This is a genomic window from Acidobacteriota bacterium (assembly GCA_018268895.1).
GTDB lineage: Bacteria > Acidobacteriota > Terriglobia > Terriglobales > Acidobacteriaceae > Edaphobacter.
The window spans coordinates 174,204-191,945 of sequence record JAFDVP010000001.1 but is presented as its reverse complement, the minus strand read 5'-3'; the positions used below and the strand labels follow the sequence as shown (position 1 = coordinate 191,945).

The following is a 17,742-nucleotide window of genomic DNA, read 5'->3' as shown; positions in this document are numbered from 1 at the left end:
GGAAGAACCCCCGTCGTTTGTCTTTGTCTTTGCTGTTGTTTGTTCCTTGATCCTGTATATCTACTCTGGAACCGCTCTGCGTCGTGCATCAAGCAGCTTGTTTGCGGGAAGCTGGAGGAAAGCGGTTCAGCAGCGCTTTACGCACTGGATTTTCAATAAAGCGGTAGACGAAAATGGACAGCGCAATAAGGGCCGCGTAGGAGATCCATGGATCGAGAGCGGCCACATGCAGCCGCTCCGGCAGCTTATACATGTGGATCAGGATGAAAACATTGAAGTGTAGAAGATACAGGCAATAGCTGCTTTCACCGATAAGCAGCAACGGCCCCCACGAGAAGATACTCGATATGAGATGCGGCCCACACAACCCAAAGACGAGCACCGAGAAGAGCGGCAGCAGCAGACCTCCATGCAACAAGAGATAGGGTACGTGCTCTGAGGCGAAGAAGAAAAACAGGCCTAGCCCGAGTAGCGCTCCTGCCGCGATGGCAAAGCGCTGGCGCCGTGTAACCATCACGGTAAGCTGTAACCTCGAAAGGACCACTCCCGAGAGGAAAGTTGCAGCGTATGGCAGAGGCGTGTACTTGAGAAAGCGGACCAGCGTGGTTGACGTATAACGATCAACCGGAGTCGCGAGGTGGTCGGGATTGGTCAGCAGGTAGAGAATTGCGGGCAGCAGATCGATGATCCAAAAGATGCCCAGCAACAGCAGCAGCCGCGACGGCTTCTTCGGCCAGGGAGCGCGGATGATCCAGGGAAATGCTGCGTAGAAAGCCACCTCGCAGGAGAGCGTCCACGCAACCGTGTTCCAGAATGTTGCCAGCGATGGACTGAAGCCCTGCAACAGCAGCGGGGTGAGGATGAGTCCCTGCCAGAACTCCGTATGTGAGCGTGCGTTCCACTCGATCTCAAGCATCTTGAAGGAGATCAGCAACACCAGAAGATAGACCGGATACAGACGCGAGAAGCGCGCCATCCAGAAATCTCGCTTGATCAGGTTTGCGCCGCGGTCGAAGTAGTTATACGAAAGGATGAAACCGGAGATGAGGAAGAAGACGTTGACAAAGACAAATCCGTGCTGAACGAAGGGACGCAGCGGACCAAGATACGGCGGCGTGAAGTGGAACAGAACGATGTTGAACGCGAGCAGCGTGCGGATTCCTGTAAGTGCAGGAAGCTGCGGCTTGCGCGCTGTTTTAGCCGGCGGGGTGGTAGCTGTTGTCGCCAAAATCGTGGTGTCCTGTTTCCATTGAACGCAGTTCCCACGTTTTTGATGCGGGAAATAGGCTGCGCGTCGACAGCCTTAGGCAGTAACCAGGGAGCCAATCTTCTCGCCCGAAACGACCCGGGCGATGTTTCCCTGCTCGCGCATGCTGAAGACCATCATCGGCATGTTGTTGTCGCGGCATAGCGAGACCGCCGTCGTGTCCATCACGCCCAGGTTGAGGCGCAGGATATCGTTGTACGTGATCTGCTCGAATCTCTCGGCATCGGCGACCTTCTTCGGGTCGGCGGAGTAGATGCCGTCGACCGAGGTGGCCTTCAACAGGATGTCGGCCTTGATCTCCATCGCGCGCAGGGCGGCAGCGGTGTCTGTCGAAAAAAAAGGGTTTCCGGTTCCGGCGGCGAAGATGACAATGCGCCCCTTTTCGAGGTGGCGCATGGCGCGGCGGCGGATATAAGGCTCGGAGACCTGGTGCATCTCGATGGCGCTCATCACGCGGGCGAAGATGCCACGCTTCTCGATCGCGTCCTGCAGAGCGATCGCGTTGATCACGGTCGAGAGCATCCCCATGTGGTCTGCGGCGACGCGATCCATGTCGATGGCCTGCTGGGCGACCCCGCGGAAGAAGTTCCCTCCCCCTACGACGATGCCGATCTGGCAGCCGAGAGCGTGAACGGCGGCTAGTTCTTCGGCTACTTTGTGAATGAATACGGCGTCGATACCGAAGCCACGGCCTGCGGCCAGGGCCTCTCCCGAGAGCTTGAGGAGGACTCTTTTGTACATGTCAGGTCTTAGTATCGCATGGTGAGAATGGAACGTAATGGCTGCGTTTCCTGATGTCAGACACGAGTGCGTTTATCGTATCCAAGCGTCTGAATCAGTACAGATCCATACCGGGGTACACCCGTACCGGTTTTGCGCAAAGTATTAAAACCATTGGAGTTAGGGTTGGACTTTAATTTCAAAGCCTTCATTCCATGAGACTTGCATCTAAAGTATTAGAAATAAACAGCTTGCGTCGAGAAGGAATCAAGCGATCGTCTGTTTTTTCTACTGATTTAAGTATAGCAATTGACGCCAGATAATCGGCAAACAGATGTTGTTGGATTGATGGGGTTTACCTACTTACCCCTCTTGACAAGATTCTACGAGCGATATGTTGAACGTGAGGTGAAGAAGGCCTCCTACCTTTGCAGCATTCGATGAGAGGCGCGAGGTCAATCAAGGTGTTCTCTTCATGCGATCCCCACACGGGAATGTTGTCTATGTACTGCATGGTGTTCCATAGTTCCTTTCTGGCTGCCGGCTGGTTGTGGCCAATGGTAGCCGGGCTGGGTTGCTCCGTCAGCGCTCATCGCATCGAAAGCAAAAAGAAGAGCCCGGGCTGTCGCCCGGGCTCACTTCTCTACAACTTCATGTCGAGGCCTATCGTATGGCTAAAGCCATACGCTTAAGCCGATGCCTCCTCCGAGGAGGTCTGGGCGGTGGTGGCGACGGTCCAGTTGGGGTCGCCTACCTTGAAGCGGGCGAAGCGGCGGACGCTGATGTTTTCGCCGAGTTTGCCGACGCGGGTTGCGATAATCTGCGAGATCGTTTGCGCCTGGTCCTTGATGAACGGCTGGTCGAGCAGGCAGACCTCTTCGTAGAACTTGCTCATCTTGCCTTCGAGCATCTTCTCGATGATGTTGGCCGGCTTGCCGGAGGAGGCAGCCTGGGCGCGGTAGATCTCCTTCTCGCGCTCGATGTCTGCTGCAGTGACATCTTCACGGCGCACATAACGCGGATCGACCGCGGCGATGTGCATCGCGATGTCACGGAGCAGCTCCTGGAAGTCAGGCGTGCGTGCGACGAAGTCGGACTCGCAGTTGAGCTCTACGAGGACGCCGATCTTTCCGCCGGCGTGGATGTACGTTCCCACTGAACCTTCGTTCGTGGTGCGCGAGGCCTTCTTGGCGGCAGATGCCATGCCGCGCTTGCGGAGGACGACGAACGCCTCCTCCATATCGCCCTTGGCCTCCTGCAGCGCCTTCAGGCAGTCGCCCATGGGGGCACCGGACTTTTCGCGGAGTTCCTTGACCAGTTTCGCATCAATCTTTACGGCAGTCTCAGACATTGGTAGTTCCCTTCTTGGTGTAAAGCATGATTCAGGCAAAGGGGGCGCGGGATAAGACCCGCGCCCCCTGATGTTGCCAGATGGTGGTTACAGCACTGCAAACGCGGTGCGTAGGGGCTTAGGCTCCGGTCTCTGCGATGGCCGTGTCGGGCTCATCGACGGAGGCAGCGGCTGGCGCCTTGCGAATGTTGCCACCGAGGACGGCGGCGAGGTCGACGTTGTCGTCCTCATCGGCGTCAGCGGCGGAGATGGTGGCCTGAATCTCATGCTCGCCATCCTCGCCGATGTGCTCGGGAGCGATCTCGGCCTGCTGGACGTCGGCAACCTCGTCGGAGAACGCGCGCTCGGAGACCATCTGCGCGCCCTCGTAAGCCGAGTCGGCGATCTTCGTGGTGAAGAGGCGGATGGCGCGGAGAGCGTCGTCGTTGCCGGGGATCACGTAGTCGACGACGGTCGGGTCGCAGTTGGTGTCGACCACGGCGACGACCGGGATGCCGAGCTTGCGTGCCTCGGAGACGGCGATGGCCTCGTTGTTCGAGTCGATCACGAAGATCGCGTCCGGCAGGCGCTTCATGTTCTTGATGCCGGCGAGGTTCGTCGACAGGTGCTTGCGCTCGCGCTCGAGCTTGATGACTTCCTTCTTGGTGAGCAGCTCGTAGCGGCCGTCGGTCGACATGTCGTCGAGCTCCTGCAGGCGCTTGACCGACTTCTGCACGGTGACCCAGTTGGTCAGCAGACCGCCGAGCCAGCGCGAGTTGATGTACGGCATTCCGGCGCGGGTCGCTTCTTCAGCGACGGCGTCCTGTGCCTGGCGCTTGGTGCCGACGAAGAGGATGAGCTTTCCAGTGGCGGTAAGGTCGGTGACGAACTTCGACGCATCCTTGAACATCTTGAGCGTCTTCTGAAGGTCGATGATGTAAATTCCGTTGCGCTCGCCGAAGATGTATTCCTTCATCTTGGGGTTCCAGCGCTTGGTCTGATGCCCGAAGTGTACGCCTGCCTCGAGCAGTTCTTTCATCGTAATGGTAGCCAATTCGATCTCCTTGGTTGAGGGCGTCGGAGTGTGAACATCCAGCACATGATCCGAAGCACTGTATTGATCCCCCGTGGGGGAGATTTAACTCCTTGCCTCAAGCGATGAAGCTGCCGGAGGGTGATGCGAGCGGCCGGGTCGTCATGCGAAGAACCGGCCGCCAAAGCGTATGGCCCAACAGCTCCCGAAGCTTAGCGCTTGGAGAACTGGAAGCGAGCGCGGGCGCCCTTCTGACCGTACTTCTTGCGCTCCTTGGCGCGCGAATCACGGGTGACGAGGCCTTCGCTCTTGAGCGCCTTGCGGAGCTCGGGGTTGAACTGCATCAGTGCACGAGCGATGCCGAGCTTGACGGCGTCGGCCTGGCCCATGACGCCGCCACCGCGAACGGTGGTGATGACGTCGAAGGTCTCGCCGATGTCGTTGATGCCGAGCGAACGCTTGGCGGCGGCGCGCTGCTGCGCCGTCACGAAGTAAACGTCAACGTCCTTCTTGTTGACGGAGAATTTGCCGCTGCCCGGGCGCAGGAAAACACGCGCGATCGAGCTCTTGCGACGGCCGGTGCCATAGTACTGGACGAGATCTGCCATGATGCTCCTTGAACCTTTTCCCTCAGGGGAGACCCAAGGCTAAAGCCTTGGGCTACCAGCCCCATCGTTGAGTCAAACTCTTACGGCACAGCTAAAGCCGTACCCTTAACAAACCCTTAGGCGGTCGCCTCGAGCGGCTCAGGCTTCTGGGCCAGGTGCGGGTGCTTGTCGCCCTTGTAGACCTTGAGCTTGGTGGCCATCTGACGGCCGAGCTTCGACTTCGGCAGCATGCCCTTGACGGCCTGCTCGACGATGGCCTCGGGGCGGCGCTTCAACAGGTCGACGAACGACTCTTCGCGAAGACCACCGGGAAAGCCGGTGTAGCGGCGATAGAGCTTCTGGTCGGCCTTGAGGCCCGTGAGGACGATCTTGTCGGCGTTGATGATGACGACGTGGTCGCCGGTATCGATGTAGGGCGTGTAGATCGGGTTGAGCTTGCCCGACAGCACATTGGCTGCCTGCGTGGCGAGGCGGCCAAGCGTCTTACCGCTGGCGTCGAGGACAAACCACTTGCGCTGAATCTCTTTCGCGCTCGGAATCCTGGTGGACATCGTTTTGCTTACTCCTTGTTTCTGCCGTCTTCCGTGGTCGGCGTGGTGCGGAAGAATCGTGGAACAGATTTTTGCTGCGTCTTGCGTAATACCGATTTCGAACCAACAAGCTGCCGGGACGCTGGACCCGCGAAGGAGATTTGAATCTCCGGGACGCGATTAACCCAGCCGCCTGGATTGCGCACAGAGCCTGGTTCTGGGCCTGAGGTGTGGGTGCTTTGGGAGCAAAGAAGAGAATGCCCCGGATGGATCCACCACGATGTCTCACCGTAACTGCGGGCGTAACGGCCCACAGTCGTGCAGACGCGAGACTGCGCGAGATTTAAGAATAGCTGAGGTTTTGCAGGCAGTCAACGACGATTCCTGCGCCGTGGAAAATCCAGAAAGCGCTGATGAAAGAGAGGTTACGGAGGATTTTCCGCCGACGATCCAGAGGTCGGCGACAGTGGCGCTCAAGCTGCATCCAATTGATTTAATTGCACTTTATGGTTCCACGCCTTCCCGGGGTGCCAGCTTGCCCGAGGGGCTTTCTAGCGCTTCTGTTTTGCCTCGTAGAGCTTCGCATCGACGAGGAAGCGGAACCAGAAGGTCTGAAGCACGTAAAAGATGAACCCCTCCTTGCCGTCGAGGAGGCCGAGGCATAGGAAGTAGCGATAGAAGAAGAGCGCGAAAGGGCGGGTGAAGGCGGGTGCGCCGGTGTAGAAGCGGCGCAGAAACCGCTTGCGCTCAATCGGATTTCCGGTAAGACGGCCGCCGATGCGGCCTTCGACGTCGCCTTCGGTGCTCTGCTGCACGAGCATCTCGCGCACCTCGGCGTCGGACCAGCGGTTGTGCCGGTAGGTCCACTCGGAGAGAGACATGCGGATGTCGTCGATCATGGGATTGCCAAGCCGCGCGGTCGCTCCGGTGCAAAGGAAGTGCTGGTCGTACTCGCGCGCTTCGCAGCGTCCCTGACCTTTGACGAAGAGGCGCATGTGCCAGGTGGGGTTCATGCCGCCATGGTGCAGGATGCGTCCCATGAACTGAAGCAGGCGCGGGAGAAAGTAGCCGGAAAGCGGCGAGTCCTCGGGAAGAGCGGCGATCTCCTGCTGAAGTTCTGGCGTCAGGCGCTCGTCAGCGTCGAGATGAAGCTGCCAGCGGTAACGGGTCGTGAGGTTATCGATCGCCCAGTTGCGCTGCGCACCATAGTTCTCAAACGGATGATGCGAGACGGAGGCCCCGGCGGCTTCGGCGATGGCGACGGTTTGATCGGTCGAGCCTGAGTCGACGATGTGGATGTCGTCGGTGATCGCCTTGACGCTGGCGAGCGTGGCCGGAAGCGAGTCGCTGGAGTTGAAGGTGAGAATGATGACCGACGGACGCACCATGACTCCCGGGGAGAGATTTACGGCTTGCTCTCTACGATACAGAAAGAGTCGAGGCTGGTGCTGAAGTCGTCAGCGACGACGACCAACAGTAGTGCCAGCCAATTACAAACAGCAGATCCCTCCGCTACGCTTCGGTCGGGATGACAAATCAGCAGGAGTGAATTTTTCAGATTCACCATCCTAATGCTGCAATTGCGGGAGAGACGGCTGCTGGCCGAAGTTTGTCTCAAGAAAACGAGGCACTGGTCTTGAGCGGCGGCGGCGCGGCGTAGACGGCACTGGCGGATCGAGCCGGTAGAGGATGAGCAGGTTGCGCTCCGGATCGTCCATCGCCGGAAAGGCAGCGACACGGTTGAGGTGGTAGATGGGGGTAAGCGCATCCATCTTGTCGTCGTCGACCTGGTTCCAGGCGATGTACCAGCCGGGCTGATAGGCGCGGACGCGGTCTTCGAGATCCATCGTGCCGAAGTCGTCGCAGATGCTGGGCAACCCTGTCATCAATGAGAGGTCGGAGCCGCTGATGGAGAGCACAAGTGGGTTATGCGCGCGATCGGAGGCGACAATCTGGTGAATGCGCTGCGCCGCGTCCGCAAAGGTGTATTCGGGATGATAAACGTAGTGGACGGTCTGGCGGGCATCGGAGACAGCCACGGCAAGAAGGGCGAATGCAGCAGCCGCCCCGGCGAAGTGGTGCAGGGGGGCGATGACGTTGCGGCGGTTCCACAGGCTCTCAAAGACAACGGTCAGCAGCAACGTGATCGGGACAGCAAGAACGAGGTAGTAACGCGGCTGAAGATTGTTATGGTAGGCTAGGAACGATGCGTATCCCGCGGCCCAGAGCATCAGCGAAGGCACTAGAGGGTTTCGCAGCAGCCGTTGCCGCACAAACGGAACGATGGCAATTGCAATGAGGGCCAGCGGGTAGAGCAGCTTGCCCAGCCATTCGCCATCGAGAAGAGTGTCCTGGACAACGGAGACGGCATTGCCGGACGTGATTCCTGTGTAGGAGTTTGCGCTGAAGAGATACCGATAGTCCTCAAGGAAACGCGGGCGCACAACGAAGCCGAAATAGGTGAGCCAGATAACGGCCCCGATCGCAAAGGCCGGGGCCACCATGAGGAAGAACTGCCGCGGCTTGTAACAGGAGCGCGCAAAGGCCATCCATGCGACACAGGGAAAGAGAAAGAGCGCTGTGGTCTTCGTCAGGACCATCAGCGGCAGCAGGACCCCCAGCGCCACGACGGGAACCCAGTAACGGAACGCAGAGGTCGCACCGCGAGGTGCAAGATACGATGCAGCGAGCAGTGCCAGGACCGTGAGCAGAATCAGCATTGGCTCCAGGATGGCCAACCGGCTGAAGGCATAGCAGAAGGGACTTACCGCAAGCAGGAGGGCGGCAATCGCCGGCGCGAGCGAATAGCTGCGCTCCTGCTGCAATGGGGCGAGACGCGCAGAGCGCCGTACGAGCAGATACGCTCCAAGAACGATGAGAACAAACGTTGCCACAGACAGAGACCGCGCGGCCACGATGTTGACGCCGGTAAAGCGAAAAACTGCCGACTCTGCCAGCGGCCACACGGGGAGCGCAGCGGCAGGATTGAAGTCGCCGGGAACGTACCAGTGTCCACGTTGGAAGTGGCGGATTGCGGCGTCGCCGTACCAGCCTTCGTCGGTGTACTTCGACCAGTCCATCCAGGGAGAGTGGTTGGGAAAGTCGGCCCGGAGATGGATGCCGTGAAGAAGTAAAAACAAGGCAGCAATGGTGAGGAGACTCACCTCAAGCCATCGAGCACCAGAAAAAAATGGCCGCGTTGGACGGGGGCCGCTTGTAGAGGGGTCGGTCATGATTGGCTGAGCGGGAAGACTCCTTTTCTGTCAAAGAAGAGCGCGGGCGCGATGCAGCAGCGACGTGCCGTATCAATGATACGAGAATCTCGCGGGGTAAGTTCACCAAACGGCCTGGCGAGAGACGTAGGACGACATCTTTCTACTCGTAAGCGAGAGCGTCGATGGGGTCTTTGCTGGCCGCTTTGAGCGCGGGATAAATGGCCCCCAGCAGGGCGCCGACAAATGCAATGCCGATGGCTCTCCAAACCCAAGGCAGGTTGATGACGAAATCGAGCGTGGGAAAGCGCGCCTCGAGAGCGGCGCTGAGGGCGTAGCTGGACGCAATTCCAAGTGCAATACCGACCGCCGCGATCAGGCCGGTCTCCCGCAGAACGAGAGCAACAATATAAGCACGCGAGGCCCCCATGGACTTCAGAATGCCGATCTCGCGCGTGCGCTCCATGACGGCCGTGTACATGGACTGAAAGATGACCAGGAAACCGATGACCAGCGCGATACCGACGACAACACGGAGCGCGATATTGAACGCCGGAAGGCGCGCGGGTGTCATGGAAGAGAGGTATTCGTCCGTGGTCACGACGCTGTACTGCGCCATACCGGGAGTGGCGAGGATGGCCTTCTTCACATCGTCGACATACTTCGGGTAGTCCTCGGTCTTGAGATAGAAGGCGCTGGCCTTGCCTTCGGTGCCGGTCAGGGCGCCCATCGTCTCAATGGGGATGAACTTGCGACCGCCTTTGCCGTGCATGACGATGCCCGAGATACGGAAGGTGTGCTCCAGGAGCTTGATCGTATCGCCGGGCTTTTTGCCCTCTCCGGCGTAGTCGTCGAGGATGATGTCGTCAGGCCCCTGGAACGGTCCTCCAGCGATGAACTGAAACGGCAGCAAGTCGTTGTAGGTCTTGAAGTCGATGCCGTAGATGTTGTCGAACGAGTTGGTGATCTGGATGTTGACCGGGGCCGAGACGACGACGTGGGGGATCTTCGCCAGCACGTCCGCCACTTTGATCGAGGCTCCGGCGGCGCTCATGCCGATGAAGTTGTTCGTTGTGCTGGGGCGCACGAACATGTCCATGCCAATGCCGTTCTGCCGGTCCTTGAAACCGTTGAGCTTGCCCATCAGGATGGCGGAGATCGAGAGGATCATGATGACCTCGATCGCGATGGCGAGGGCGCTGATGAGCGAACGGAGAGGACGATGGACGAGGTTGCCGACAACAAGCTTATTCATGCTGATATTCAGTGTATGGCAGCGGCCGGTCTATTGGCCCATGCTGGAAAATGGCACTTCTCGATTACGGCGCGCAAAGGAGCGGACCGGACCGCCTCTTTGGACTACTGTTCGCTCCGGCCCCTTGAACAAGGTGCCCAGGATAGGCATCACATAAGCCGCGGACAAGGCCGCGACGACCAATCCGAAGGCAACGTACCCCATGGCATAGATCACGCCGCCGAGCATTCCCTCAGGGGCCATATGGGAGTAATAGACGACCATCAGCAGGCCCCACGGCGACAGCCGGATGTCGCCGCAAAAAGAATCGAAAAGAATGAAGAGCATCATCCACAGCAGAGGAGCCACGAACAAAATCCCAAACCATCTTGCGAGATGGTAGGCTTCGCCAACGGCGCTGAAGGAGATCCCGGTGGTGTCGTCGTCATCGCCGACGATACCGCCAATCTCATGCGCATAGGAGTTGCCGCCCGTGACACGTGGCTTGTTCGGCCACAGGAAATGCGGAACAAGATTTTGGAAGCCTTCTGCAATAGGGGATAGACCATGCGGTCCAAGACGGTCCGTAAGCTCGATCAGGCTGTCGTCGATGGAGATCATCTGCAGGCGATCAAAGAATCCGACATCGGAATTGAAGTACCCGTGCTTCTGCTCCGTCTCGGGATCGAGCGTCGCCTTGTATTCCTCTCGAACAGTAGAAAGATTGGAAAGAAGGCCCGCAGCGGTTTTAAAGCGAACGGCGATGCCGTCTTCGGGATTCACGAATGACCTTCCATACTGCGCGTAGGGCACCAGATAAACAAACATTCCAACAAATACAGCGACGATTCCAATCAACTGCGTCCGGGAGAGCTTATAGTTCTGGCAGCTTACCGCGGCCATCCAACAGGCGATGGGAGTGAACATTCCTTCTTTCGAGAATCCCAATATGCCTATGTAAAAGATATTTGCTGCGGCAATCAAAACAGGTAAGTTGATGCTGCTTCTTCCGCCGCTCTTTCGTATCTGATGAACGACCCCAAGAATAATAGCCATGGGAAAGAAGCGGTTGATCTGTGCGAGAGCGCTGAGAAACGATCCCGCTGTCTTTGGCGCGAAGATCATCACGATCTGTACGATGATGCCGGCGACGAGGCAACCGACGGTCGCATTCTGCATGTTCTTCTCAGTAACAAGATTTTGCAGAATGGCTTTGGGCGGTGTGAGTCTGCGAGCCGCAAAGACCGCGCCGTACATTGCAAGCATGCTGCCCAGATAGAGTGAAATGGTCTTCTGAGGGACCAGGAGATTGGAATCCGCAGCTTCGCCTATCACCGCCTTGGTGCAGAGGCCAAGGATCAGGGTGAGAGTCGAAAAAAAGAAGACATAGGCCCCTGAGGTCCTGGAGAACCCCCCGGCGAGGTTGAACGTCGCCGTTGCGGCAAGGATGAATGCGAAGCTGCACAATGCAAAATAGGGTGACGTCCCCTCTAGCAACTGGAGGAGAAGCAGTACGGTTGCGAACAGACATGCACCCCACATGGGGCAACGGACTGGAAAAGGAATTCGCACCCTGATCTCGATTTAACAATACCCCACCGCCTTGCCGCGCCATGACTCCGGAGGCCAGTTGTGACGGTGCAAACCATTACTCATCCATCATTTACGGGAATATAACTAACTAGCTAGATACTCCGGCCACCTCCCCCATTCGGGGCTTTGACTTAGGTTGAAACCGGGACTATCCTGCCGAAACCATGCAGAATCCGGCATGTAGAATTTTTCCGGCGTATCTGGGACTGAGCGGGATGGAACGATTCGGCGACAAACTGCGGATGGAACGCGAGCAGAGGAAGGTTACGCTCGATACGATCTGTTCGATGACGAAGGTCTCTGTCCGTCATCTGGAACTGTTAGAGGCGGGCCGTCTTACCGAATTGCCCGGCGGAGTGTTCCGAAAAGGGATCGTGCGTAGCTACCTTGGTGCCGTGGGTCTTGAGGAGACTCCGTGGCTGGAACGCTTCGAAAGCACACTCAGGGAGATGGGCGCTGTCTCCTCATCCGACCATGACTGGGTAGAATTCGCAGAAAATGTCCGGAAAAACAGGGGCGCCAGCCAGAACATGGGTCATTCAAAGTGGATCGGCGTCGCGGTCATGGTCGCGATGCTGGTGGTTCTGGGATGGGGCGTGTGGAAATTCGTTCTGCACGGACGTCTATTTCTTTAGCTCCCTTCGACCTGATACACAACACAAACCCCGTTCAATGCAGATAGATACCACTGGCTGCCGAATCTCGACAGATGCCTGTTGCGCTTTGTTGTGCCAGTGCCCCGGCGAGTAGAATGGATGGGTTACCTAAATGTACGGCGCGGAGAACCTTCCGCGACCCTTCAAGGAGTTTGTATTGTCTACACAAGAGCGTTTTCTCTTCACCAGCGAGTCGGTTACTGAAGGACACCCCGACAAGATTGCCGACCAGGTCTCCGATGCCATTCTGGATGCCTGCCTCGCACAGGACCCCTACAGCCGCGTGGCCTGCGAGACGCTAACCTGCACCGGCCTGGTTGTCATCGCTGGCGAGATTACGACCAAGGCCTACGTCGACTTCCAGAGCCTCGTCCGCGGCACCATCGCCTCGATCGGCTACGACAACGCACTCTACGGCTTCGACTCGAACACCTGCGCGGTGATCTCGACGATCAACAAGCAGTCGGGCGACATCGCCATGGGTGTGGACACCGGCGGCGCCGGCGACCAGGGCATGATGTTCGGCTACGCCACCAACGAGACGCCGGAGTTGATGCCGACGCCGATCTCGCTGGCGCATCGTCTTGCGCTGAAGCTCAGCGAAGTTCGCAAGAACGGCTCCATGTCGTATCTCCGTCCCGACGGCAAGAGCCAGGTGACGGTGGAGTACGACGCCAACCATAAGCCCGTGCGCGTGGATGCGGTCGTCATCTCGACCCAGCACGCCGAGACCGTCGGCAACGAGGAGCTGCGCTCGGACATCCTGAAGAACGTGATCCAGGCCGTGATCCCCTCGAACCTTCTGGACGAGAACACCAAGTACCACATCAATCCGACCGGCCGCTTCGTTGTGGGCGGACCGATGGGCGACACCGGATTGACGGGCCGCAAGATCATCGTCGACACCTACGGCGGCATGGGCCGTCACGGCGGCGGGGCCTTCAGCGGCAAGGACGCAACCAAGGTCGATCGTTCTGCTGCCTACATGGCGCGCTACGTGGCTAAGAACATTGTCGCCGCCGGTCTCGCCGATCGCTGCGAGGTTCAGCTTGCTTACGCCATCGGCGTGGCAGAGCCGGTCAGTGTACTGGTCGATACGTTCAGCACTGGCAAGGTGGATGAAACCAAACTGGTTGAGCTGGTACGCAAAAACTTCTCCCTGACCCCAAAGGGCATCATCGAGACGCTTCAGCTGCGCCGTCCTGTCTTCAAGGCGACTGCCGCATATGGTCACTTTGGCCGCAGTGGCGAGAACTTCACCTGGGAGGCGACCGACAAGGCAGCCGCTCTCAAGGAGCAGGCCGCCGCGGTTGCAGCCAGGTAACCAAGGCGTTCAACATTACGCGAGAGGCGGGCCTAAGGCTCGCCTCTTTTATTTAGCGCGATATGTGAGCGCCGATTCGCTTCAGCAAGTTTGCGCGAACAAAACGGAGTGTGGCGTACCTGCAGCGCGTAGGAAGATACTTGCATGGCAATGACAGCGCGTAAAACCAATAGCGTCCGGGCGACAGATCAGTGGAAGCAGGTGCTTGAACGCGACTCAACGGCCGACGGCACGTTTTACTATGCCGTTCGATCAACCGGAGTCGTCTGCAAACCAAGCTGCCCGAGCAGGCGGCCGACACGAGAGAACGTGCAGTTCTTCTCGACGCTGGCCGACGCTTTGGGTGCAGGCTACCGCACCTGTCGCAGATGCGAGCCGGAGAGAACCTCTCCGCGGCCCGATCCGCAGGCAAAGCTGGTAGGACGTGTGGCAAAGCATCTGCGCGAACACGCTGAAGAGCGTCGAACAATGAGCGACGTTGCACGCGCCGCCGGAGTAGACCGGCTGACTCTGATGCGCGCCTTTCGCCGCGTGCTTGGCGTAAGTCCTGCACAGTATGCGCGCGCGCAGCGGATGGAACGCTTCCAACAAAAGATGAGGAGACCTGAGATGACGGTAACCGATGCAATCTATGAAGCCGGCTTTGGATCGAGCAGCAGGCTGTACGAAAACAGCAATGCGCGCCTGGGGATGACTCCTCGCGAGATGAAGAACGGTGCAGCCAACATCGCCGTTCGCTATGCAACGACAGACAGTCCGCTGGGACGCCTGCTCGTCGCGACGACAGACAAGGGGGTCTGCACCATCGCCTTCGGTGCAAGCGACGCCGAAAACGAAGAGGTCCTGCGCAACAGGTTCCCGAACGCGAAGCTAGTCCGGGAGAACAGTTCCAACGGATGGCTTGCCGATGCGATCGAATTTATCGCCAGCCAGACTGGCGAACATCCCCTGGCCGCGACCTTTCCGCTCGATGTTCGCGCCACAGCCTTTCAGCAGCGCGTATGGAAGGCCTTGCAGCAGATTCCACGCGGCGAGACACGCACCTACTCCGGCCTGGCTGCGGAGTTGGGATCGCCATCGGCGACCCGTGCCGTGGCCGGGGCCTGTGCCGCGAACCCTGTGGCGATTGTCGTTCCCTGCCATCGTGTCGTCGGCAAAGATGGTTCGCTGACAGGCTACCGCTGGGGCACGGACCGCAAGCGCAGATTGCTCGAAGCTGAAAAGAGCTTCGCAACGGCACAGGCAAACCTATTACAGTAGTGCGATGGCTCAGGCAGAGGCGGCGGATCGCGAGACGGTGAACGAGCGCGCGCTCTATGCGAAGGTCACGCGGCGCATCGTTCCGTACCTCTTCCTGCTCTACATCGTCGCCTATATCGATCGCGTGAACGTGGGCTTCGCCGCGATCGACATGAAACGCCAGCTCGGCTTCAGCGATTCGGTCTACGGCACGGGCGCGGCGATCTTCTTCATTGGCTATGCGCTGTTCGATATGCCAAGCAGCATGGTGCTGCAACGAGTTGGCACACGCTTGTGGATCGCTCGCATCATGATCACCTGGGGACTGATCGCTGCGGCGATGGCGTTTGTACGCTCGCCGGGATCGTTCTACACCATGCGCTTTCTCCTCGGCGTGGGCGAGGCGGGTTTTGTACCCGGCATGTTGCTTTACCTCACTTACTGGTTTCCATCGCACGAGCGCGCACGCGCTGTTGCGAAGTTCATGACGGCAACCTCGCTGGCGGGAGTCTTCGGCGGCCCCATCTCCAGCGGCTTGCTGAAGCTCGATGGATTCGGTGGTCTCAGTGGATGGCAATGGTTGTTTATCGCTGAAGGTATACCGACCATGCTGCTGGGTATCTCTGTGCTGTTCGTTCTCAAGGACAGCCCCGCACAGGCAGAGTGGCTTGCTCCTCATGAGCAACAGTGGCTTACGCGCGAGCTTGAGCTTGACCGCTCTCGTTATGGCGCTACGCAGCATCATGCCTTCGCGGATGCTTTCAGACTGCCTATTCTCTGGCTGCTGATCTTTGTGTATGTCGCGGTGCAGATCGGCGTCTACGTTGTAAACCTGTGGATGCCGTTGATCCTCAGCAGCCTTTCGACGGTCAAGCATAATTCGAGTACGATCGCCGGACTCTCGACGATTCCCTACCTGCTGGCCGCGGTGTTCACGGTCGTTGCCGGGTGGAGCTCCGATCGCTGGAACGAGCGCAGCGGACATCTTGCCGGTTGCATGTTTGTCGCGGCAACGGGCTTCATGCTGTCTGGCATGGCAGGCAAAATGTCGGTCGCCATGATTGGTTTTTCATTGGCGACGATCGGAATGCTGAGTGCAATGGGGCCCTTCTGGGCGCTGATGACGCGCAGCGTTACCGGCCCTGCCGCGGCGGCAGCAGTCGCCATGGTCACGACGCTGGGCGCTCTGGGCGGCTTTACTGGCCCTTACCTGACAGGAAGGTCACGTGAAGCCACTCACAGCTTTGCTGGTGGCCTCTATGCGATTGGAGCGTTTTTGCTGCTTGCAGCGATCGTCAGCCTGACGACGACGGCGTTGAAGAGTGCAAAAGCAAACAGCTAATTTGCCTGTTTTGTTGAGGTTTCCTATTGTTACTCCGGCGACTCGAACACGCTTTTGCGGCAAATAAGACCAGCGTCGGAATGATATCCTCATAGGTAGACAACAAGTTCTAACGTCTCCCCAATTTCAGAAAAAAATGAGGTGCCGTAATGGCCACAGCAACCATCGATAAAGCAGCAGGTGCGACTGATTACAAGGTCGCGGATATCTCGCTGGCAGAGTTCGGACGCAAAGAGATCGACATCGCCGAGCAGGAGATGCCCGGCCTGATGTCGATCCGCAACAAGTATGCTCCGTCGAAGCCGCTGGCGGGTGTTCGCGTCACTGGATCGCTGCACATGACGATCCAGACTGCCGTGCTGATCGAGACCATGGTTGCCCTCGGCGCCGATGTGCGCTGGGCGAGCTGTAACATCTTCTCCACGCAGGACCATGCTGCTGCCGCCATTGCCGCTGCCGGGGTTCCGGTCTTTGCCTGGAAGGGCGAGACGCTCGAAGAGTACTGGTGGTGCACGGACCAGGCGCTGCGCCATAAAGGCGGCCTGGGACCGCAGATCGTCATCGACGACGGCGGCGACGTGACGCTGCTGATCCACAAGGGCGTCGATCTTGAGAAGGGCGACGGCTGGGTCAACACGCCATCCGGCAACCATGAAGAGCAGGTGATCAAGGATCTGTTGAAGAAGACCCACGCTGAGGACTCTTCCTACTTCCAGAAGATGGCGAAGGAGTGGAAGGGCGTCGCCGAAGAGACGACAACCGGCGTTCACCGTCTCTACAAGATGATGGAGCAGGGCAAGCTGCTGGTCCCCGCCATCAACGTCAACGACTCAGTGACGAAATCGAAGTTCGACAACCTGTACGGCTGCCGCGAGTCGCTGGTCGACGGCATCAAGCGCGCCACCGACGTGATGGTCGCCGGCAAGACTGCCGTGATCTGCGGCTACGGCGACGTAGGCAAAGGCTCTGCTGCTTCGCTTCGCGGGCTCGGCGCTCGTGTGATCGTGACCGAGATCGACCCGATCAACGCGCTACAGGCTGCGATGGAGGGCTACGAGGTCACGACTCTTGAAGAGACGCTCGGCCGCGCCGATATCTATGTCACGTGCACGGGCAATCTCGACATCATCACCTTCGAGCACATGCAGCAGATGAAGGACCAGGCGATCGTCTGCAACATCGGACACTTCGACAACGAGATCCAGATGGACCAGCTGAACAGCGCCAAGGGCGTTATCAAGCTGAACATCAAGCCGCAGGTGGACAAATACACCTTCCCCGGTGGAAACAGCATCTTCGTGCTGGCGGAAGGCCGCCTGGTGAACCTTGGCTGCGCAACGGGTCACCCGAGCTTCGTGATGTCGAACAGCTTCTCGAACCAAACGCTCGCAGCGCTGGACCTCTGGAAGAACAAGGATATCTACAAGGTGGGCGTTTACATCCTGCCGAAGAAGCTCGACGAAGAGGTTGCTCGTCTGCACCTGGAGAAGATCGGCGTGAAGCTGACGACATTGTCTCCGAAGCAGGCCGAGTATCTGGGGGTTTCCGTCGAAGGACCATACAAGGCGGAGCAATACCGCTACTGACATCCGCGCAGAAAACCAGGGCCGCCGAGTATCGCTCGGCGGCTTTTTTTACGTGAAGCATCAATCGC

Annotated in this window: 15 protein-coding genes; 5 read left to right on the top strand and 10 right to left on the bottom strand. The window is 58.5% G+C overall.

The window, feature by feature from the left end:
• Nucleotides 1–88: 88 nt before the first annotated feature.
• The 10 genes from JSS95_00865 to JSS95_00820 all read right to left on the bottom strand — a co-directional run bounded on the left by JSS95_00865 (nt 89) and on the right by JSS95_00820 (nt 11,401).
• Nucleotides 89–1,231, bottom strand: a complete 1,143-nt coding sequence (locus tag JSS95_00865) for an acyltransferase (protein MBS1798353.1) — start codon at nt 1,229–1,231, stop codon at nt 89–91.
• A gap of 72 nt (nt 1,232–1,303) precedes the next feature.
• Nucleotides 1,304–2,008 carry a UMP kinase gene (locus JSS95_00860; protein ID MBS1798352.1) on the bottom strand — a complete coding sequence of 235 codons (705 nt, stop codon included), beginning with the start codon at nt 2,006–2,008 and terminating at the stop codon, nt 1,304–1,306.
• Between the two features lie 667 nt (nt 2,009–2,675).
• The gene (gene tsf / locus JSS95_00855; GenBank protein MBS1798351.1) at nt 2,676–3,338 is read right to left on the bottom strand and encodes a translation elongation factor Ts; all 663 of its coding nucleotides are present in this window, start codon (nt 3,336–3,338) and stop codon (nt 2,676–2,678) included.
• A gap of 118 nt (nt 3,339–3,456) precedes the next feature.
• Nucleotides 3,457–4,371, bottom strand: coding sequence for a 30S ribosomal protein S2 (gene rpsB, locus JSS95_00850; protein ID MBS1798350.1), 915 nt, complete (start codon nt 4,369–4,371; stop codon nt 3,457–3,459).
• A 191-nt stretch (nt 4,372–4,562) separates the two neighbouring features.
• Entirely contained in the window at nt 4,563–4,958 is a 396-nt protein-coding gene (gene rpsI / locus JSS95_00845; protein ID MBS1798349.1) for a 30S ribosomal protein S9, read from the bottom strand.
• A 116-nt stretch (nt 4,959–5,074) separates the two neighbouring features.
• The gene (gene rplM, locus JSS95_00840; GenBank protein MBS1798348.1) at nt 5,075–5,509 is read right to left on the bottom strand and encodes a 50S ribosomal protein L13; all 435 of its coding nucleotides are present in this window, start codon (nt 5,507–5,509) and stop codon (nt 5,075–5,077) included.
• A gap of 530 nt (nt 5,510–6,039) precedes the next feature.
• The gene (locus JSS95_00835; GenBank protein ID MBS1798347.1) at nt 6,040–6,873 is read right to left on the bottom strand and encodes a glycosyltransferase family 2 protein; all 834 of its coding nucleotides are present in this window, start codon (nt 6,871–6,873) and stop codon (nt 6,040–6,042) included.
• Nucleotides 6,874–7,056: 183 nt separating this feature from the next.
• Nucleotides 7,057–8,721: a phospholipid carrier-dependent glycosyltransferase gene (locus JSS95_00830; protein ID MBS1798346.1), complete on the bottom strand. Its 1,665-nt coding sequence runs from the start codon at nt 8,719–8,721 to the stop codon at nt 7,057–7,059.
• Between the two features lie 142 nt (nt 8,722–8,863).
• Nucleotides 8,864–9,955, bottom strand: a complete 1,092-nt coding sequence (locus JSS95_00825; protein MBS1798345.1) for an ABC transporter permease — start codon at nt 9,953–9,955, stop codon at nt 8,864–8,866.
• Nucleotides 9,956–9,985: 30 nt separating this feature from the next.
• Nucleotides 9,986–11,401: a hypothetical protein gene (locus JSS95_00820; protein ID MBS1798344.1), complete on the bottom strand. Its 1,416-nt coding sequence runs from the start codon at nt 11,399–11,401 to the stop codon at nt 9,986–9,988.
• A gap of 341 nt (nt 11,402–11,742) precedes the next feature.
• On the opposite strand from JSS95_00820, the gene JSS95_00815 reads away from it, so the two are divergent.
• From JSS95_00815 to JSS95_00795, 5 genes are all read left to right on the top strand, one after another.
• Nucleotides 11,743–12,162 (top strand): helix-turn-helix domain-containing protein, encoded by a 420-nt coding sequence (locus tag JSS95_00815; protein ID MBS1798343.1) that lies wholly within the window; start codon nt 11,743–11,745, stop codon nt 12,160–12,162.
• A 133-nt stretch (nt 12,163–12,295) separates the two neighbouring features.
• A complete protein-coding gene (locus JSS95_00810) occupies nt 12,296–13,507 on the top strand; it encodes a methionine adenosyltransferase (GenBank protein ID MBS1798342.1) in 1,212 nt (403 codons plus the stop codon).
• A gap of 150 nt (nt 13,508–13,657) precedes the next feature.
• Complete coding sequence (ada, locus tag JSS95_00805; GenBank protein ID MBS1798341.1) at nt 13,658–14,767, top strand: bifunctional DNA-binding transcriptional regulator/O6-methylguanine-DNA methyltransferase Ada; 1,110 nt, start codon at nt 13,658–13,660, stop codon at nt 14,765–14,767.
• Nucleotides 14,768–14,771: 4 nt separating this feature from the next.
• The gene (locus JSS95_00800; protein ID MBS1798340.1) at nt 14,772–16,088 is read left to right on the top strand and encodes an MFS transporter; all 1,317 of its coding nucleotides are present in this window, start codon (nt 14,772–14,774) and stop codon (nt 16,086–16,088) included.
• A 149-nt stretch (nt 16,089–16,237) separates the two neighbouring features.
• Nucleotides 16,238–17,674 (top strand): adenosylhomocysteinase, encoded by a 1,437-nt coding sequence (locus JSS95_00795; protein ID MBS1798339.1) that lies wholly within the window; start codon nt 16,238–16,240, stop codon nt 17,672–17,674.
• Nucleotides 17,675–17,742 lie beyond the last annotated feature (68 nt).